At 42.5% G+C, this 19,199-nt stretch carries 14 protein-coding genes; 8 read left to right on the forward strand and 6 right to left on the reverse strand.

Translation table 11 applies throughout. The features are described from left to right. Position 1 precedes the first annotated feature (1 nt). On the forward strand, positions 2–4,414 hold the full coding sequence (locus Q0Q74_RS00680) for a carboxypeptidase-like regulatory domain-containing protein (RefSeq protein ID WP_294427532.1): 4,413 nt from the start codon (positions 2–4) through the stop codon (positions 4,412–4,414). Between the two features lie 156 nt (positions 4,415–4,570). Further along, positions 4,571–4,699, forward strand: coding sequence for a hypothetical protein (locus Q0Q74_RS00685; protein WP_294427534.1), 129 nt, complete (start codon positions 4,571–4,573; stop codon positions 4,697–4,699). Positions 4,700–4,973: 274 nt separating this feature from the next. On the opposite strand, the gene Q0Q74_RS00690 is transcribed toward Q0Q74_RS00685, so the two are convergent. Then, on the reverse strand, positions 4,974–5,195 hold the full coding sequence (locus Q0Q74_RS00690; protein WP_294427535.1) for a hypothetical protein: 222 nt from the start codon (positions 5,193–5,195) through the stop codon (positions 4,974–4,976). A 275-nt stretch (positions 5,196–5,470) separates the two neighbouring features. Here Q0Q74_RS00690 and Q0Q74_RS00695 point away from each other — a divergent pair, with 275 nt between their 5' ends. Genes Q0Q74_RS00695 through Q0Q74_RS00705 form a run of 3 tightly spaced genes read left to right on the forward strand, consistent with a single transcriptional unit; the run spans position 5,471 to position 9,326 of the window. After that, entirely contained in the window at positions 5,471–7,555 is a 2,085-nt protein-coding gene (locus Q0Q74_RS00695; protein ID WP_294427537.1) for a glutamine synthetase III, read from the forward strand. A gap of 23 nt (positions 7,556–7,578) precedes the next feature. Beyond that, positions 7,579–8,502, forward strand: coding sequence for a GTPase Era (era, locus tag Q0Q74_RS00700; RefSeq protein ID WP_294427539.1), 924 nt, complete (start codon positions 7,579–7,581; stop codon positions 8,500–8,502). Between the two features lie 32 nt (positions 8,503–8,534). Next, positions 8,535–9,326 carry an RNA methyltransferase gene (locus Q0Q74_RS00705; RefSeq protein ID WP_294427541.1) on the forward strand — a complete coding sequence of 264 codons (792 nt, stop codon included), beginning with the start codon at positions 8,535–8,537 and terminating at the stop codon, positions 9,324–9,326. Between the two features lie 82 nt (positions 9,327–9,408). On the opposite strand, the gene Q0Q74_RS00710 is transcribed toward Q0Q74_RS00705, so the two are convergent. Then, positions 9,409–10,437 (reverse strand): sugar kinase, encoded by a 1,029-nt coding sequence (locus Q0Q74_RS00710; RefSeq protein ID WP_294427543.1) that lies wholly within the window; start codon positions 10,435–10,437, stop codon positions 9,409–9,411. A gap of 102 nt (positions 10,438–10,539) precedes the next feature. On the opposite strand from Q0Q74_RS00710, the gene Q0Q74_RS00715 reads away from it, so the two are divergent. Then, the gene (locus tag Q0Q74_RS00715) at positions 10,540–11,556 is read left to right on the forward strand and encodes a GerMN domain-containing protein (RefSeq protein ID WP_294427544.1); all 1,017 of its coding nucleotides are present in this window, start codon (positions 10,540–10,542) and stop codon (positions 11,554–11,556) included. 31 nt (positions 11,557–11,587) lie between these two features. Here the strand turns inward: Q0Q74_RS00715 and Q0Q74_RS00720 are convergent, their stop codons facing one another. The 4 genes from Q0Q74_RS00720 to Q0Q74_RS00735 all read right to left on the reverse strand — a co-directional run bounded on the left by Q0Q74_RS00720 (position 11,588) and on the right by Q0Q74_RS00735 (position 16,393). Then, positions 11,588–12,646 (reverse strand): hypothetical protein, encoded by a 1,059-nt coding sequence (locus Q0Q74_RS00720; RefSeq protein WP_294427546.1) that lies wholly within the window; start codon positions 12,644–12,646, stop codon positions 11,588–11,590. Positions 12,647–12,770: 124 nt separating this feature from the next. Next, positions 12,771–13,754 carry a carbohydrate kinase gene (locus tag Q0Q74_RS00725; RefSeq protein WP_294427548.1) on the reverse strand — a complete coding sequence of 328 codons (984 nt, stop codon included), beginning with the start codon at positions 13,752–13,754 and terminating at the stop codon, positions 12,771–12,773. 9 nt (positions 13,755–13,763) lie between these two features. Further along, complete coding sequence (locus tag Q0Q74_RS00730; protein WP_294427550.1) at positions 13,764–14,819, reverse strand: LacI family DNA-binding transcriptional regulator; 1,056 nt, start codon at positions 14,817–14,819, stop codon at positions 13,764–13,766. Between the two features lie 47 nt (positions 14,820–14,866). Further along, a complete protein-coding gene (locus Q0Q74_RS00735; protein WP_294427551.1) occupies positions 14,867–16,393 on the reverse strand; it encodes a family 43 glycosylhydrolase in 1,527 nt (508 codons plus the stop codon). A gap of 246 nt (positions 16,394–16,639) precedes the next feature. On the opposite strand from Q0Q74_RS00735, the gene Q0Q74_RS00740 reads away from it, so the two are divergent. Both Q0Q74_RS00740 and Q0Q74_RS00745 read left to right on the forward strand, forming a co-directional pair. Next, positions 16,640–18,091, forward strand: a complete 1,452-nt coding sequence (locus Q0Q74_RS00740) for a hypothetical protein (protein WP_294427553.1) — start codon at positions 16,640–16,642, stop codon at positions 18,089–18,091. Between the two features lie 14 nt (positions 18,092–18,105). After that, entirely contained in the window at positions 18,106–19,077 is a 972-nt protein-coding gene (locus Q0Q74_RS00745) for an SUMF1/EgtB/PvdO family nonheme iron enzyme (protein WP_294427554.1), read from the forward strand. Positions 19,078–19,199 lie beyond the last annotated feature (122 nt).

Consider the following 19,199-nt stretch of genomic DNA (forward strand, 5'->3'; position numbering starts at 1 on the left):
TATGAAGAAAATTTTGGCTTTGATGGCTGGAGTTGCATTGCTCTTCACATCAACAATTTTTACTTCTTGTTCAGACAGCGATGATGATGATTCTAAATCATCTTCAACTGGCTTGATTGTCGGCTATGTTCTGGACAACAAGGGAGAGCCTGTAGAAGGTGCTACAGTTACTCTCGGAAACAAGACCACCACAACTAACAAAGGTGGTGAGTACGAGCTCACTGGTATTACTGCCAATGATTTGAAACTGGTAAACATTGAGAATGACTATGTTTCTAAACCAACTGGTACACAGTCAACTGCTGTAACTTCAACAGCTTACAAACTCACTGTAACAAAAGAGGGCTACCTTCCTGCACTAACAAAGGGTATCTATGTTACTCATGACCAGGTTAACCGCTCAGCTGCAGAACTTGCTGCTCTCCAGTCATTGCAGACTAACTACACTGCAATCGTTACTGCTTATGCAAATAAAGTTGCTACTACAACAAATACTACCTCAATTGCATCAACAACTGCTGGTACTGATGCAACAGCTTTACTTACATCTACAAATTCAGCAGAAGCTATTGAAACAATCGCTAATGCACTTGCAGGTCTCAAAGACATGTATGCAGGAATGGACTATGAAACAGAATGGTTCAATGACTTTGCAGAAAGCTTCCTCATTCCTCTCGATGCAAAATTGAGCGGAAGCATTAAGCTCACAACAAGCGCAAAAGCTGGTGACAAAGATGTATTTGCTGCTACAACTTTCTTGCCGACAACATCTCCGAAAGTTAAGTTGACTGTAAAAAACGCAACTGTTGCTGGTGCAACAGCTAACGAAACTTTCGAAGCTACGGTTGATGCAGAGGGTAAATTCAGCTTTGAAAAGCTGCCATCAGGCGTTGCTCTCAAACTTGAGATTGAAGCATTTGAAGAAACAAAAGACAACAAGATTTGTCACTTCTCTTCTGAAAGCTTTGCAAATCTCCTCGAAGGAAGCACATACACAAAAGCTACTGACACTATCAATCTTGACAGTGGTGCTTCAAATGTTCAGGCTCTTTCACTCCTGCTCTTCAACCAGACTGATAAGCTTTGGGTTGTTGAGACAAACTTGACCAAGAACTCAAGTGCAGCTTTGCTCAACCCGAAAGATGCTATCACATTCAAATTCAGCCAGCCTGTTGAATCTGCTGAACTTTTGACAACGATTAAAGTTGGTACAGTTACTACAAATGCTAACATTCAGGATGTAACTGACAAAGCTTACACAGCTGCTTACAGCACAGACCGCACAGAAGTTACATTCACTCCTAATGACGGAAGCTGGACAGAAGCTGCTGGTGCAACTGAAACAAATGCAATCTTGAAGGTTAAGGCTGCTGACAACACAACTTCTCTTCTTGAATCTAAGTTCCCAGTCTGCCTCGACTCAAAGATTTGGGTTTCTATCACTGAGTCTACAAAAGACGAACCTCTTGCAGGACTTACAAGCCCGGTTGTTCTTACATTCTCTAAGGCAATGAAGAGTGCTTCTGTAAAAGCTGGCGAAACAAACAATCCAGTCACATTGAGCTGGAACACAGAAAAGACTCAGCTCACAGTAACTCCAACAACATACTGGAACAAAGATGGTACTACTTACGGTGAACTTACATTCGCTGTAGACACAGCTCTTTCAGAAGACGGATGCTCTACAGTTAAATACTGGAAGTTGAACAGCGACAACGGAAGTACAGGCGGATGGACAGGTCTCAAAGTATTCTTCAACAATAAGATTTATGTTTCTATCACAGAATCTGCTGAAGACAACACTCTCCTTGGACTTACAAGCCCGGTTGTTCTCACATTCTCTAAGGCTGTTAAGAATGCAGTCGTAACAGCAAAATGTAACGGCACTGCTTTGACAAATGCTTACACACAGAGCTGGAACGAAGGCAAAACACAGCTTACACTTACACCAAAAACATTCTGGGACAAAGTTTCTAAGGATAATGGTGAAGTTGATTTCACTGTAACTGCTACTGCAGAAGACGGAAGCAATACAGTTACATATTGGAAAGCTAACAGTGCTGCCACAGGTCTTAAAGCATTCTTCGACACAAAAATCGATGTAACTCTTGCTAAGGTAAGTGACAAAGCATTTACTTTGACATTCTCTAAGGCAATTGCTGACCTTACAGCTGATGAGCTTAAAGCTGCTGTTTCAATCAAATATGCTGCTGTTAAAGCTGATGCTGAAAATAGTAATGCTGCCGTAACAGACTTTGTTACTGCATTTGATTCTGATAACAAAGTTCTTACAATCACTGCAAAGAACGATGAATTTGAAAATGCAGGATATTATGCAGTTACATTGACAAATGCAGTTGTCGGTAAAACTGGTGAAGTAAATCTCCAGAAATTCGGCACAAAAACTGCTGATACTCGCACTTACACAACTGACTTTACTCTCGGTTCAGAGTTCAAAGATACTGAAGTAACAATCGTTGATTCACTTCCTGCTGGAGCTTTGGCATCACGCGCTGTTTATGCAGACGCTTCAAAATATGTCAAACTCTCATTCTCAAAGAATGTTGCAAAATCAGCTCTTACAATTGGAGGTAAATCTGTTACAAACTACATTCTTGGAAAAGATGTTTACCTCCCGCTTGCTACAAGTGATGATGACACAGATGTTAAACTCAATGGTACAGTAACAGCAGTAACAGGTCAGACTGTAACAAAGACTGATTATGTTACTGGATACAAAGTATCAAAAGTTACCTACAAGATGATGGAATCAAGCCTCTACACACAGAAGGCTTCTATCGCTGGTGGTACAAACGACGCTACAGTCACAAAGATTAAGCCTACAGACAGCATCACATTCACATTCGATCAGGATGTAACTGCTGCTACATGGACAGCTGAGCTTTATGACAAAGACAATGTTGGAAAGAAAAATCTTGATCAGACTTTGTACAAAGTAACTGCAACAGCAGCCGCTAAGGTTGTAACAGTAGCTTTGGCAGAAGGCAGCAAGGCTCTTGTAAACGGTGAGACATATTACCTCTCACTCAAGGCTGTTAAGAAAGTTGGTGATGAATCAATCGTTCTCTACGATTCAAACGCATCAAGTAATTACGGTTACATTGCAGGCAGCACAGATACTACACTTGATTCTAAGATTATCAACACAACAGTAGTTACAGGAAAGAAATACATCGAGGTTAATACAGAAGCAGCTGATGCTAAGTATGAGAACCTCTATGTTGTAAAAGCTGGCAAGAATTCTTCAACAACAGCATTTGAGGATTTCGCTAAGTCTAACACAAGTGCAATCGTTCTTGAGTTCAGCGAAGATATCACAGGATTTACAGGTGTTCTTGCAAACACTGCAGTTGATGCAGGTAAAACAGCAGACGATGTAGTTAATACAAGCAAATATGCTTCTACTTATACTGCTGCAGGAAAAGTTCTCACAATTACACCAACATTCGCATTCCCAAGTGGAAGCACGGTTTATCCAATCGTCTTCAATGCTGAAGGTAAAGTTGTTAAGCTCGTAGATGTTGCTGGTTCTGCTTTCATTGATGATACAAACAAATTTATTTCAAGAAAGTTCACTGAGTCTGCTGATATTGACAAAGTAATTGCTGGAACTGCTGCTGCAGCAACAAAAGCACTTGCTTTGACACAGATTGACGGAACTAAAAAAACTGCTAACAAACAGGAAATCACATTCAAATTCTCTGCAAACATCTCTGAGACTGCAGAATCTTATGGAACTTATAAATTGTACCGCAAGGTAACAAGTGCAGTTCCTTCTGCAGACAAGTGGGAATTGGCTGGAACTTATAATGTAGGTGGTTCTGGCACTGATACTACTGCCCTTAAATATGTCAAGAGTGATAAAGCAGGAACGGTAAATGCTGTTAATGGAGATTTCACAATTCTTAAGAAGACTCCATGTATTACTGTTAAAGCAACAGAGAAAGAGTTTGATTATGCTAAAACATCATCGTACAGACTTGTTCAGACTATTGATAATGTAGACATCTACTCTGCAATAGTTACTGTTGAGGATAATACTGTAATCTTTGGAGACGTAAATAAAACTCTCATCACAGTACCTACTGACTACACAGCTGAAAGTACACTTTGTACTGATGATAAAGAAATCACAATTCAAATGTCTGCATATTTGAAAGAAGAAATTGCAACTCCTACATTAACTCTATCAACTGCAAATGGTCGTCCTACTTCTTTCAGCGAGAACTATTATAATAAAGCTGGAAAAGTTACTGTTTCAGTTGGTGAAGATCGTAGAACTGTTATTCTTAAAATCAAAGCTAATACAACAGCTTGTAAGGGTGACAAGATTATTATTTCTGCAACAGATATTCAGGGGGCTACAGGCGAAACCACTATTGTACTTGAATAGTTCAATGTAATTCGCAATCCTACACTTCACGGTTTTCCCGTGGAGTGTGTGTAACCACTAATAAGACAAAGGGCTGTCCTCGCTTGGGGGCAGTCCTTTGTTTTAACACGCAAATACTTTAAGAAAAAGCGATTTGTTCTTTCTTGGATGAGTTGTATGGCGGAATATGAAAAAGAATTTGAAGCATTTTTAAATAAAAATAATATTGAATACAAAATTCCTACAAAAACTGAATATTTTATTGCAAGATGTGCTACCTTCAAAATTACATATTTTGCAGTTTAATGATGGATTTTGGATTCCAGAAATTTATAATGATGAACTGATTTTGTCTGATGCAGAAAAAATTAAAAAATCTCTCGAGAAACAATTTTCAGAAATAATAGATTTATCTGCTTTATCTTGAAAATTCTCCTACAGATGATTCCGCACGTGCAAAATCGCTTATGAAGTTTGGCTGGGAAGATGAAACAAAACTAAAAGAATGTTTGTTAAACAGGTTGAAGGATAAAGATTTGATTCGATGTGTACCAGCACTTAATAGGATGAAAATTCCTCGTTAAATGAAACCAAGACGAACACAAGAGCACAATGAAGCCGTTTGGATTCGCCTTGTGCACGCCTTTCCGCGAGACCAGCTGCATGCATGACCACGGGCTTCACCTTTGTTGAAGGCATACTTTTCGCGGGAGATGCAGTCGTGGACGAATTTTTCGTAGCCGAACTGGTTTTCCCATTCCTGCTGCTTGCGGCTCATTTTGCCTAAAAGGGAGCGTGCCATGACAATTTCCTCCTGCTTCGCTGCCGTCTTCAAGCTTGCAGTGGATGTCTAGTCGGGGGAATTTACAGGCGGTGCAGCCTTGTAGCACAGCTTCCCCGACAGTGCGTGCTATGTCTGGGCTGACGGGAAATGCCGCTCCGCTATGGAGCCCCGAAGTTGCGCAGCGACCTTTGGGAGTGGAGCAATGAGCGTGAGCGAAGGGCGGAACAGCGGCAGTGAGTTGATTTGCGTAGGATTTTAAAAATCAGTATAATATAGGGAAATAGGAGAATTTAATGACCGTACCTGAAATGTTTGGAAGCATGGTTTTTAATGACGATGTGATGAAGGCGCGTCTGCCAAAGGATACATATAAATCGCTTAAAAAAACGATTCAGCAGGGCTCGCCGCTCGAACTTGATGTTGCGAATGTGGTTGCCAATGCCATGAAGGATTGGGCGATTGAAAAGGGTGCGACTCACTTTACGCATTGGTTCCAGCCGCTCACTGGTGTTACTGCCGAAAAGCATGACAGTTTTATTTCGCCGAATGGTGCTGGTGTCATCATGGAATTTTCCGGCAAAGAGCTTGTAAAAGGCGAGGTCGATGGTTCTTCTTTCCCTTCCGGCGGCATCCGAGCTACTTTTGAGGCTCGCGGCTATACAGCATGGGACCCGACTTCTTATGCTTTCATTAAGGACGGTTCTCTTTACATTCCAACAGCTTTCTGTTCTTACACTGGCGAGTCGCTCGACAAAAAAACTCCGCTTTTGCGTTCAATGGAAGCCTTGAACAAACAGGCTTTGCGAATCCTGCGTCTTTTTGGAAACACTTCGGCCAAGCGCGTTATTACGACAGTTGGTCCTGAACAGGAATATTTTTTAATCGACAAAAAACTTTGGGAACAGCGAAAAGACCTGATTTTTACCGGCCGCACTCTCTTTGGTGCAATGCCGCCAAAAGGTCAGGAAATGGACGATCATTATTACGGTTCAATCAAGCCTCGAATCGCTGAATTTATGGCTGATTTGGACAATGAACTTTGGAAGCTCGGAATTTTGAGCAAGACCAAGCACAATGAGGTCGCTCCTGCACAGCACGAAATGGCTCCGATTTTTACAACGACGAACCTTAGTGCTGACCAGAATCAGCTCACGATGGAACTGATGAAGCAGGTTGCCTTGAAGCACGGTTTGTATTGTCTTCTTGCAGAAAAGCCTTTTGCGGGCGTAAACGGTTCTGGCAAGCATAATAACTGGTCTATGAGCACGGATGATGGCTTTAATCTTCTTGAGCCTGGTGAAACTCCGCGCGAAAATGCACAGTTTCTTCTTATTTTAACGGCAATTATTCAGGCTGTAGACAAGCATCAAGATTTGCTTCGTGACAGTGTTGCTTCTGCAGGCAATGACCATCGTCTTGGTGCGAATGAAGCTCCACCGGCAATCATTTCAGTGTTTATCGGCGATGAACTTCAGGCAGTTTTGGATTCAATCGAAAACGGTTCTCCTTACAGTCAGAAAACAAAAGAAAAAATGCAGATTGGTGTTTCTGTTCTCCCGGCGATTCCAAAAGACACGACTGACCGAAACCGCACTTCGCCTTTTGCATTTACCGGAAACAAATTTGAATTCCGTTCGCTCGGTTCTTCTCTTTCAATTTCTGGCCCAAATGTTGTTTTGAACACGATTGTTGCCGAGGCACTTGACGAATTTGCCACAAGGCTCGAAAAATCGCATGATTTGAATTCGGACTTGCAGGATTTGATAAAAGAAAAAATTATCGAGCATAAAAAAATCATTTTCAACGGCAACGGATACGATGACGAATGGGTCAAGGAGGCAGAAAAGCGCGGTCTTCTGAACCTCAAAACGCTCCCAGACGCAATGGAACGCTATCTCGATGCCAAGAATGTGGAAATGTTCGGAAAATACGGCGTTTACAGCGAAAGCGAGATGAAGAGTCATCACGAAGTCAAGCTCGAAAAATACTCAAAAGTCCTCAACATCGAAGTAAACACGATGCTCGACATGATTTACAAGGACATTTTACCCGCAAGTTATTCTTATATGAATGATGTTGCAGAAAGTGCCGTAAAAGTTGCGGCAATCGTTCCGGGGGCAAAATGCAGTGCGCAGTCAAATCTCCTCAAAAAAATCACTGCGCTTGCGGACAAACTTGATTCTGAGGCACAAAAACTTGCCAAGCTGCACGAAGAGGCATGTTCAATCGCTGATGTGAGCGCACAGGCCAGATTCTATGTTGACAAGGTGATTCCGCAGATGGAAGCAAGCCGCCGTGTCGCCGATGAGATAGAGCCGGTTCTTGGCGAAAAATACAAGCCGTATCCTTCATACATCGACTTGTTATTCAGGGTTTAGTTTAAAACAAAAAGGTGAACTGTATGCAAAATGAAAACATCGAATCTGAGAACCCGCCGGTTGGGCCCAAAACCGCTCTTGTCACAATAATCGGCCGCCCTTCTGCTGGAAAATCTACTTTTTTGAATACTGCGGCGGGTGAGCCTGTCTCTATCGTCAGTGCAGTGCCTCAGACTACGCGAAATGCAATCCGCGGAATCGTGAACACTTCTTTTGGTCAGCTGGTTTTTGTTGATACGCCGGGTTATCACGATTCGGAAAAAAAGATGAATCTCCGTATGCGTCAAATCGTTGCGGATCAGCTCAATGACTCGGATTTGATTCTTTACATAATCGATGCCACGCGAAGTTGTGCCGAAGAAGAGAGGCTTATCACTCAACTGCTTGAATCTCATCAGGATAAAATCGTAATCGCACTCAACAAAATCGATGCTCCTGTGACAAAACTTGAGCATGTTCAGAAATTCATCAAGGCTCATCTTCCGAATGTGGGCGAGAACCGAATCCTTCAAATTTCTGCAAAAAATGATGTCGGAATCAACGAGGTTTTGAAAGCTCTTTATGACATGGCAGAAGAAGGGCCGCACCTTTATTCCGAAGAATTTTACACAGACCAGGAAATTGATTTCAGAATTGCGGAAGTCATTCGTGAACAGGCAATCAACCGTCTCGATGAAGAAGTTCCTCACGCGGTTTATGTTCAGATTGCTGATTTGGAAAGGCGTGGACCTTCAAAAATGTGGTGCCGTGCGTTCTTATGCGTCGAAAAAGAGAGTCAGAAAGGAATCGTAATCGGCAAAGGCGCGCAGATGATAAAAACTATCCGTCTCGAAAGCATAAATGCACTCAAAGAAATTTTCGATTTCAAAATTGATTTGGATTTGCAGGTCAGAGTCGATAAAAACTGGCGGCAGCGTGATGCAACTCTGAACAAACTTTTGAAGTAGACTTTTCGCTTTTTCTCTTGTACTATTTCCTTATGAGAAATGATATTAGAAATGAACTTGCGGTTTGCGGATTTGAGGCTGTAAAGGCTCTCGCTAAGTGCAATCCGCAGAAAATCACGCGTTTTTATTACACTCGCGACAGAATGATGGATTTCAAAGATTTGTTCAAATCTCTGGCAGCGCGAAAGGTTCCTTACAACAATATTCCTGAAGGCGAACTCGAAAAACTGAGCGGCACACCACATCATCAGGGTGTGGTTGCAATGATTCGCAACGAGGAAATTCCTCATCTGAATACAGAAATCACTGACGGCTGGCTTCATAATAAAGAAAGTGCGATTTTGCTCGACAGGGTTGGCAATGCTAATAATCTGGGCGCAATCGTTCGAAGTGCGGCATTTTTTGGTTTTAAGAATATCGTGATTCCGCGTGATGAAGCGCAGTCTTCTGTTACAACGAGTTCTTATCGTGTAGCGCAGGGCGGCATGGAATTCGTAAACATCTATTCGATTCAGTCGATTGAAAAACTTCTCGTGTCGATGAAGGGCAAAATGCTTCGTTTTGGCACAGATGTTCGTGGCAAAACTCCCATCGAAAAAATCCCTGAATTGTGCAACGAAAAGAAAAAGCCGGCACTTATCGTTCTCGGCAATGAGGAGCATGGAATTTCCCGTCTGGTGCGTGATAATTGCGATGAACTTGTAACAATTCCCTTCTGTGCAAATTCTGATTCAGACGAAAAAAAATCGCAGCCAATCGAGAGCCTTAATGTAGCTCAGGCGGCCGCGATTATTTTGTATGAGTGCAGGGACATCCTGTCCTGACAAGAATTTCCTTCGGAAATTCTTGCGGTCAACCCGCTTTTCGCCGCATCCGTGCGGCGATTTTTTTTCATATTCAAAAAATTTACCTGTTCATTTCAGACTGTTTGCCGGTGCTTTTGTGGCAGGCGATAATCGAGCTGATTTCGTTGAAGTCAGAAAGGGGCAAGTCACCGAAAATTGTATTTTTGGTTGCACAGGTTGCATTTCCGAATTCAACGGCTTTCTGAGGATTCTCGTATTTGAGAAGGCCAAAAATAACTCCCGCACAGTATGCGTCTCCGCTTCCGATTCGGTCAACAACATCGATGTCCTTGTAGGGCTCTTCGGTGTAGAATTTGTCTTCTTTTTTAGAATAAATCAAAGATGTGAAAGAATGAACTTTTGGACTGATTACTTCGCGCATTGAAGAAGCGATATAGCTGATGTTCGGGAAATCACGGCAGAATTCGCGGTGCATGTCCTGCAAAGAACCAGTTTTCTGGAACATTCGGCGGCAGCTTTCTTCTGAGATGAAAAGAATGTCCACGAACGGCAGAATTTGCTTGATTGTGTTGCGGGCAGTTTCTTCATCCCACAGATTTGCACGATAGTTCACATCAAAAGCGATTTGTGCTCCGGCCGCCTTGAATTTTTTAATCATTTCGATTGCGAGATTGCGTGTGTTTTCGCTCAGTGCAAGCGTAATTCCAGAGGTGTAGAACATCTTCGTCTTTGAATAGATGTCGTCTGGAATTTCTGATGGAGAAATCTTTGTGATTGAAGAATTTTTTCGGTCGTAAACAACAGTTGGCTTTCGCGGATATGCGCCATTTTCGTAATAATAAATGCCAACGCGGGCTTCTGGTGAATCGTCAAAAATGATGTAATCATCGCTCACGCTGGAAGCTCGAATGCGGTTTTTAATGAAGGTGCCGAGCTGATTTTTGGGAAGGCGTGTGATAAGACCGGTTCTCAGTCCCAAAAGAGAAACTCCCGAAGCGACATTTAACTCTGCTCCGCCAGCATGTTTTTTGAAAGAATCGCTCTTGCTGATTAATTCGTTGACTGCGGGTGAAAGTCTGAGCATTATTTCGCCAAATGTAATCAAATCAAATTCTTTGTGTTCTTCCATTTTATACTCCATGATGATTTTAATCCTTAATCTGTGTGCGGGCAATGAAAATCACCGCTTTGAATTATTAAAAAAACGCTTTTATATGACGATAATTTGAGTATGAGTGAAAAGGGAAAGAAAAAGAAGAAGAGCACCGGACTTGGAATTGCCATCTGGATTCTTGCTTTTCTGATAATTTTGATTGTATTTTTGGTCAAACAGGAAGATATAAAGAATAATTTTGATAAATCGGGTGCAAGTGCTTTAATCGAAAAGAAAATCGGAAAGGACATTTTTGAAAAGAAAGATTCTCCAAAAACCGAAGAGAGCGGGGAAATTGTCATCGATTTGACGAAGAATTCGAAGAAAAAAGAGCCAGTTGCAAAGTCAGAACCGAAAAAGACGGAAACTGTTGCAAAAACTGAGTCTAAAAAAGAAGATTCTGCAAAAAAAGAGACAGCTCAAAAAAAATCTGACGAAAAAAAAACAGAAGTTACTCTAAAGCAAACCGAAAAGTCTGAAAACAAGACGGAAAAAGCTTTGTCTCAGGAAAATCAGCAGGCTGCGAAAAAACAGACTGATGTGCAAAATCAGCAGCCGAATAAAGAAAAAGCTGTTCAGCAAAAACAAGCTCCTGCAGAAACAAAAACTGTTACACAGACACAAACTCAGGCAGTGCAGACAGTTCAGCCGAATCCTCCGGCTCCACAGCCAGTTGCGAACACAATCAAGGCGAAAATTTGCTTTGTTGCGATTGACAGTGACGGGCCTGTAGTGCGAAAGGAAGTGACGCGCTCGGTTGAAAAAGATTCCCCGATGGGTGATGCCCTCAGAATGTTGCTTGCAGGCCCAAGTGCAACGGAAGCAAAAACAGGCTGCCGCTCGTTGATTCCTGAAGGCACGCGTCTTCTCAGTGCGAGTGTGAAAAATGGAATTGCGAACCTCAATTTCAGCGAGGAATTTCAGTTTAATCAGTTTGGTGCGGAAGGTTCAATTGCCCAGCTAATGCAGGTCGTATATACGGCCACAAATTTCAGTACTGTAAAGGGCGTTCAGATTTTTATTGAAGGTCAGAAACGCGACTATCTGACAGAGGGCGTGTGGATTGGCAGCCCTCTGAACAGAAGTTCGTTTTAGCAAGCGGTGGTTGAGCTAAGTCGAAACCACCTTACTCAAAAGATTCGATAATTGCGTTGAAGTATTTTTTATCGCTTGTGTATGCGCCCGCAAAAACTGTGAGCGTGTACAAAGCTACGGTCTTCGGGTCAAGTTCACGGATAAACTTGAAATCATAAGTGTAGCTGTTCGATTCTGCATGGTATGAAATCTGTGTGAATAGCGTGCCACCGTTTTTTGACTCGATTTTCTGATTCTGCCAGTTCGGGTAAACAAGCTCATTTCCCAAAAGAAGTCGTCGTTTCAGGATGTCAAGCTTTCCTTCCATTGGCGAAGTGACTTCATTCACTGTGAAGACAGCAACATTGTTCAGCGTGAAGAAGTTTTCTGCGGCTGGATTCCATGATGAATCAAGTTTTGCTTTAAGAACACTGGAATTTTCGCCAGCCTTGTATTCAATGTTTTCAGGTTTAGCCTTTTTATTCTTCTTGAATTTATGAGTTGTGTCTTTGAATTTTTCGGCAATTCCCGTGAAATTTGAAAAACTTTCATCTTCAGAAGCGACAAGCTGCCCCGCCGTGATAATCTGAAGAATTGTCTTTTTATCGACCGATACAATTTTTTCAAGATTGAAGATTGGAATGAGCGGATTGAAGTAAAGCGTGACCATTCCGCCGAACTGCTCATAATCCTGATATTCCTGCTTTTCAGAAACAACTTCACCTGCATTTTGACGGCGTTTTGTCATTTCATAGAAAAAATCATGGATGTAATTTACAAAATCGGTGTCTTCAGGTGTTACGGAAGTCACAATTCGCTCACCAGTAAGCTCCAAGTCTTCTTTTTCAGAATCAATCGTAAAAAGAATGTGGATGTTTTTTTCAGGCTGAGGATTTTTTTTCTCAATGATGGCCGGTGCATAATATCGGAAAGCGTAAGTTGATTCGTCATAGCAGAGAATTCCGATGTAAGATTCACGCTCAAAGCTGTAATCACGGTAGTACACATACTGACCAGAAAAATCCGGCACGTTCTGAGTTACATGAGGCAAAGCAAAAGAAGCGGAAATTGAAAGAATGAAAATTGAAAACAAAAAGCAAATCTTTTTCATTTTTCAATTATAGCCTTATTACCCAAAAGATTCCATAGAGAAGGGCAAACGCATTATAAGCCAGTTTCACGACCGGAGCAATTTTCAACAGGAAACATTTTATAATGCGTTTGTTTTCGGCGAGCTATTTTGATTCTTTGCGTTGAAAAAGTTCCACTTCTGAAAGAGCTGGCAGTGCAGGAATCGCGCCCCTTTTTGTGACGCACAATGCCGCGACTGCGTTCGCAAAACCAAGGTCAGATTCAATCCCTTCCTTTGTGAAATCAAACGGATTTTCTTTTTGTGAAAGACGGTACAAAAGGCCGCCGTTGAAGCTGTCGCCCGCTCCCGTTGTGTCCACGACAGACACTTTTTTTGCAGGAACGATTCCGTTTTCGGTGAAGTTTGGTGTTCTGGCAGCATAAAAAACGCCTTTTGAGCCAAGCGTCACAAGAACGAGACTTGCTCCTTCTGAGAGAATTTGAGCCGCTCCCTCTTCGTAAGAAAGATTTTTTCCATATAATAATGTAAGTTCTTCTTCCGAGACTTTAACCATGTCCGCTTTTGAAATCATGCTTTTGATGGTCGGAATTGCATCTTCGCGGTTTCCCCATAAAGTTTCGCGATAATTCGGGTCGTATGAAATAAATCCGCCTGCCTCTTTGACGATTCTTACGGCTTCCTCAGTTGCTGATTTTGCCGGCTCGTCAGTGAGTGAAAGCGAGCCGATATGAAGGAATTTTGTGTCCTCAAGAATTTCATGATTCAAATCAGAGACAGAAAGTTGTGTGTCAGCGCCAGGATTCCTGCAGAATGAAAAATGCCGTTCTCCGCTCTTGTCGAGGGTGACGAATGCGAGGGTTGTGTGCTGATTTTTTGTCGTGCACATTCCTTTTGTGTTGACATTCAGCTCTTCAAGGACTGTGCGAAGGTCGTTGCCAAAAGAATCCTCGCCTGTCATCCCTATGAATGCTGATTTTCCGCCAAGCTTTGAAACTGCACAGGCACAATTTGCAGGTGCACCGCCCGGATTTTCTTCGAATATGTTTTTCCCGGCAGATGATTTTCCGGCAAAAGTGAAATCAATAAGAATTTCTCCAAGAGCAGTTACATCAATTTTCTTTTTCATAAATTTTCCTTATCTTTCAGTAGACTCCCGATAAACGATGTTGGTTTCTATGTAAAGAGTGCGGAACGGAGAATCTGGATTTTTGATTCGTGAAAAAAGCAGTTCGATTGCCGCGCATCCCATTGCCTGGCCCTTAATGTGGATTGTCGTGAGGCTTGGACTTATGATGCGGGATTCTGGCGAATCATCAAATCCGCACAGGAGCACATCATTCGGTACGCTTTTTCCTAGCTTTTTCAGAACCTGAATTACATCCGTCGCAACAAAATCATTGGCACAAATCAAAACTGACGGGAAAGACTCGCAGCTTGTGAATTTTTCTTCAAGATAGGCTATATAATCGCTGTGTGAAGGATAATTCAAGCCGCGGGAATTGCCTGTAAAACACCATTCTGGATGATGTTCCATGCCAAATAATCTGATAGCACCCATAAAAGCGTCGTATCTTTCATAAAATGACATACAGTGCAAGGCTTCTCCTACAAAGCCGAAGTCTTTTTGACCCCTAGAAACCATTTCTTTGATGAATGTGTAAATGCCGTTCCTGTTTTCCATAAGAAGAACGTCCGCAGCAAGTGGTTTTTCTTCAAAAGGAACAGCTGTGTCAATGAACAAAATCGGAATACCGAGAGAGCAAAGCATTTGACTGTATGCCATATCAAACATTTCGACACAGAAAAGGCCTGCGACTCTTTTTGCATCAAAATTCACAGGAAGACGAAGTTCTTCCCGCTCTTGAGGCATTACTCTGTACATCGTGAAGCCGTAGCCGAGTCTTAATGCCTGAGTTTGCATTTCATCAAGCATTTTAGCCGCAAAATGTGAGCTTCCCAACACGGCTCCTGTGAGCAGCACAAGCTCTTTTTTCTCGGATTGTACGGGGGCATTTTCTTTGGTCATGGTATTCTGGATGGCAAAGAGTTTATAGCCCATTTCCGCCGCTTTTTTGAGAATAGTATCGCGAGTTGAATCTGCGATAACGCCTGTGCTGTTTATGGCTTTTGAAACCGTGTTTCTGGAAAGCCCCAATTCATTTGCTATGTCTTGTATCGTTACTTTTGGCATACTGTCAAATTTAATATACAATGTTCATTGTGTCAAATGCACAATTATTATTGTGGAACTTTCATACTGATGTTTTCAAAAGTCGCATCAGATTCAGCAGTGAACAGGGCTAAGTCAGCACCATTTATAGAATTATAAATTCGGCTGCTCAGAACTTTTGCATCGTCAATGTACAAAATTACAATTTCGTTTTCGGCAACGATGGTGACATGATGCTTTTCGCCCGGTTTGAATGTAAATTTTGTCTGTGCAATCGGATCGGAAGAAACGATATTTTCGAATCCGCCGAGTTTGTAGCCTTCATAGTGTATGCAGTTTCTTTTTGCATCAAGGGCAAGGGCGTAGTAATTCTTGAATGCTTTCTTTGGGTTTCCGAAAGCGAATCCTGCAATCCCGTTGTCTCCGATTGTCACGTCACATTCCAAAAGCATTGTTGCTTCCCGGCTTCCTAGGCTCACGACAGATTTCTCACCTTTTTTTGCTGAGAGCTGGAAGGAATTGTTTCCTGAAATGACATTGCCTTCAGTTTTACCCGGAGCAAATTCTTTTTTCACAGAAAAATAATCTGCAATGCTTTCCGGCATTTTTACTCCGAGCGAGCCGTCTTCGTGCTGAACGAGCTGGTGAATGAGCATGTTTCCTGCCCATTGATATTTTCCAGAGTCAAAATTCTCATCCTGAGAACGACCAAGCCAGCCACAGAGGTAGCGTTTGCCCTTCAGTTCAGCTGTTTTTGCCGCATAGAAGATGAAATTCGTTCCGTCAAGCACGTTATCCTTTGGAGCTGTAAAAGGTCCGTTCATTGTTTTTCCAACGGCATAGTAGGTCACACAGTCCCAGCTGAAAAAGAGATAGTATTTATCTCCCATTTTGAACAAATCAGGACATTCAAGCATCCACTGTTTGTGCGGTGCGTAGAGAGGACCTTTGAAAGTCCAGTTTTTCAAATCTGTTGAGGTAAATTTAGCCACGATTCCGCCGTTTGCTTCCTCTCGTGTTGCGACCAGAAGCCAATAGCAGTTTTCGTCATCGCTCCACAAAAGCTGAGGATCACGGAAGTCGTTGTTTGAGTATCCTTCCGGCGCGTAGAGAACTTCATCCTTGCGTTTTTCCCAAGTGATTGCATCCCGGCTGACAGCGTGAAGAATACATTCCTTTGGTTTTCCCTGGGCGGCAAAGGCATCATTGTGTCCTGTGTAGAAACAGTGGAAAAGGCCATCTTTTGCTTTGTAAAAAGAGCCTGTTCCGATTGCGACATCCGGCTCTGTTGCGATACCTGTAGGAACTGCAAGACCTTCGTCCTCATATTTGTAGAAATTGTCGGTGGAGAATTTGTGAATAGGGTGATAAGCCTGAATGTTGTGGGTGGTTTCATAAAGATAGTACAAGTCAAGCTTTCCATTGTTTTCAATTGGCATTACGTCAGCAACGAATGCGTCATCAGGGGTAGGGTAAAGAACATGTTCCACAGTTTTGAATCCTTCTGCCTCTGCTGCTTCGTCTGTGCTCGCGCAGCTTGCAAGCAATGCCAGTACGCCCGCGCAGCAAGCAAAGGCGACGTTTCTTTTTTTCATATTTTTCCTCCTTTTGGCTTATGCACAATAAGATTTGTGCATAAGTTACATTATTGGTTATAAATCATGATGCAGAATATGTCAAGTTTTATTGTATTTTTTATTATTCAGACATTTCTTTGTGCAAAAAAAATGCATTTTTCGAGGTAAAATGCTAAATAACTCTTGACAAATGAGAAAAAGGATTTACATTTAAATCATACTTAAGATTGTGATATTTACAATTGCACAATAAAAGGAGGACGTATGAAAAAACGTTTGATGGGTGCCTTGCTTGCGGCTGGAACGCTTGCGGCTGGTTCTGTCTTTGCGGAGACGCACCTGATGCTGGACATGGGAATTAAAGTTCCTTTTGCCTTTGCGGATGTGGTTTCTAAGGATTCGGGCACAACTTCCGAGCTTGGAAAGGTGACGAAGTGGGATAAGGTTGATGATGATTTCCGCTTTAAGCTGGAAACTGATCGTCGGGCAGGAATGGAAATCAACTTTAAGCCACAGATTAAGCAGGATGGCGGTGTCGGGGAGTGTAGGCTCGACACTTACTTCGGATGGTTCAAACCGACTGAATCGCTCAAAATCGTTGCGGGTACTGCTGACGAGCGTCACTATTTCAAGGGCAGCGAGGAGCGTCTTTTGGAAAAATTCGGTGAGATTACGATTATTGACTGCCATGCTGACAACGAGCTTGGCGTTTATTACGGATTGATTACAGACCCTCTTGCAGCCAGAAAATGGGATAAAAATTTCGTCTGGGGACACGAAGCCGGCTCAATCCGATGGGATCGCTCTTACGGCTGGTCTTCTTCTCAGCTTGGAAACGGCGTTGAAGGTCAGGGAACAAATCTTCAGTTCATCTATTCAAAAGGTGACAGGGGATTGTTCGCTTCGGCTGTTCTTGTTGGAAACTATGCTCCGTTCAGTAACAAAACAAAAACTGTTGAATGGACAAACAGCAGCTGGGGAAAAGAAGATTCGGACAACAGCGTTTCATGGGTTCCAGAACCTCAGTTCAGACTTGGATACGGATTCAGAAGTGGCAGCGTGGAATTAATCTATAAAGCTCCGCATTTCGGAAACAATGTGCTGGCCGCATTCTGGCAGCCTCGTCTTATGCGCGATAAGCTGATTGGAACAGTGGGCGTTACATTTGCGAATGACGTTGCGGATGGATCTTCAAAATACAATAAACGTGAAAATGAATTCATGGCCTTTGCCTTTGATGCACGAGTTCAGTACAAATTCAGTGAAAAACTCCGTGCAAAGCTTTTCCTTAACTATTCACAGGTTATGCCGGGCGATAACAATGCCACAAACGACATGAGCAAGCAGTTTGGTGAAAGCGTCTATCACTACAAAAATTACAAAGGTGAGACCGTAGGAAACAAGGCTGAAAACGGCTTCTATGTCGTAAGTTCAATCGGATATACATTGCCTTACGGAACTCTCAATCTGGACGGCGGACTTTACTGGCGCGATTTGGATAACAACGACGGCTTTGAGCTGGGTGAAAACTTCCTTACTGTAAAGGGTAGCTGGACCTGGTGGGTCGTAAACGGTGCGGGCTTCTCTCTTGGCGGCTCATGGTATCACCATATCAACACCGGCGACTACGGAAAGAAAATCAATGGAAACAAATATGACGGAATCAAGGATGAAATTACCCTTGGCTCTTATGTAATTATTAAGCTTGGTCTTTAATGGAGGAAAATAATATGAAAAAAGTAAAAGCTTTGTTTGGTGCTCTTGCAATTACGGCAACGATGGGATTGGTTTCCTGCTACACTGATTCCCAGTATGAAGAACCTGAGACAAATAAGCCTGCAAATCCGGCAAATGGCGGCGGAAATGGTCAGGGGGAGAATGACAAAAATGCTACGGTCTTCAAGAATATCGTGATGAAAAAGATTGAGGCTGGCTCTTTCAAGTTCAAGTACGGAGCTGCTGACGAGGCAGAAGAAGTAAATCTGGGAGCTTTCAATATTTCTTCTACTGAAATAACTCAAGAATTGTACGAAAAAATTATGGGAACGAATCCGAGTGACCATAAGGACGGAGCTGCTGATGGTGAGGTTCAGAAAAAGCGTCCAGTAGACTGTGTGAGTTTCTACGCGGCTTTGGTTTTCTGCAACAAGCTCAGCGTGGAAGAAGGGCTTACTCCGGTTTACAAGATTAAAGACAGCACCGATACAGGCACATGGGGCGATATTCCCACTACTGATGATAATGACTGGAATGCCGTAACCGAGGTTGAAGATGCGACAGGATTTCGCCTGCCTCACGAAAAAGAATGGATGTTTGCAGCCCTCGGAAGCAATGCCATTGCATTCAGCGGATTTGACGAGCGTTTCTTCTCAGGTTTTGCCGGTGAGGAAGAGAAAGACAAGATTGACGATTACGCGTGGTATCTTACGACAAAAGAAGGTGGAGATGAGGAAAAGGGAAATTCTGAAAAAACTACTCATGAAGTCGCTAAGAAACTTCCGAATTCCAACGGCGTCTATGATATGACCGGAAATGTATGGGAATTGTGCTGGGAGAGAATGGATAACGGTAATCACGTTCGCCGCGGCGGTGGTTTGAGTCAGGAGTATCTTGGACAGTATTCGGTTTCAACCCGTTGGGATATTCCGGCTCATGCAGGCTGGGGTGATGTCGGTTTCCGTATTGTGCAAAAGTCGGAATAGTGAAGATTTTGTAAAAAATTGTAAAAAAACGAATTAAAAATGCACAAATTTGCTTGACAAATGCTAAAACTGATTTTACACTGTTAGTAGATTTGTAAAATCAGTTTTACAAATGCACAAAA

The organism is uncultured Treponema sp., assembly GCF_946187725.1.
Taxonomy (GTDB): Bacteria; Spirochaetota; Spirochaetia; order Treponematales; family Treponemataceae; genus Treponema_D.

Bases quoted from the DNA above. Each gene is read 5' to 3' on its own strand.
- Q0Q74_RS00725 (WP_294427548.1), bottom strand. From the start codon at position 13,754: ATGAAAAAGAAAATTGATGTAACTGCTCTTGGAGAAATTCTTATTGAT.
- Q0Q74_RS00695 (WP_294427537.1), top strand. From the start codon at position 5,471: ATGACCGTACCTGAAATGTTTGGAAGCATGGTTTTTAATGACGATGTG.
- Q0Q74_RS00710 (WP_294427543.1), bottom strand. From the start codon at position 10,437: ATGGAAGAACACAAAGAATTTGATTTGATTACATTTGGCGAAATAATG.
- Q0Q74_RS00740 (WP_294427553.1), top strand. From the start codon at position 16,640: ATGAAAAAACGTTTGATGGGTGCCTTGCTTGCGGCTGGAACGCTTGCG.
- Q0Q74_RS00705 (WP_294427541.1), top strand. From the start codon at position 8,535: ATGAGAAATGATATTAGAAATGAACTTGCGGTTTGCGGATTTGAGGCT.
- era (WP_294427539.1), top strand. From the start codon at position 7,579: ATGCAAAATGAAAACATCGAATCTGAGAACCCGCCGGTTGGGCCCAAA.
- Q0Q74_RS00745 (WP_294427554.1), top strand. From the start codon at position 18,106: ATGAAAAAAGTAAAAGCTTTGTTTGGTGCTCTTGCAATTACGGCAACG.
- Q0Q74_RS00735 (WP_294427551.1), bottom strand. From the start codon at position 16,393: ATGAAAAAAAGAAACGTCGCCTTTGCTTGCTGCGCGGGCGTACTGGCA.
- Q0Q74_RS00720 (WP_294427546.1), bottom strand. From the start codon at position 12,646: ATGAAAAAGATTTGCTTTTTGTTTTCAATTTTCATTCTTTCAATTTCC.
- Q0Q74_RS00690 (WP_294427535.1), bottom strand. From the start codon at position 5,195: ATGGCACGCTCCCTTTTAGGCAAAATGAGCCGCAAGCAGCAGGAATGG.
- Q0Q74_RS00715 (WP_294427544.1), top strand. From the start codon at position 10,540: ATGAGTGAAAAGGGAAAGAAAAAGAAGAAGAGCACCGGACTTGGAATT.
- Q0Q74_RS00680 (WP_294427532.1), top strand. From the start codon at position 2: ATGAAGAAAATTTTGGCTTTGATGGCTGGAGTTGCATTGCTCTTCACA.
- Q0Q74_RS00730 (WP_294427550.1), bottom strand. From the start codon at position 14,819: ATGCCAAAAGTAACGATACAAGACATAGCAAATGAATTGGGGCTTTCC.
- Q0Q74_RS00685 (WP_294427534.1), top strand. From the start codon at position 4,571: ATGGCGGAATATGAAAAAGAATTTGAAGCATTTTTAAATAAAAATAAT.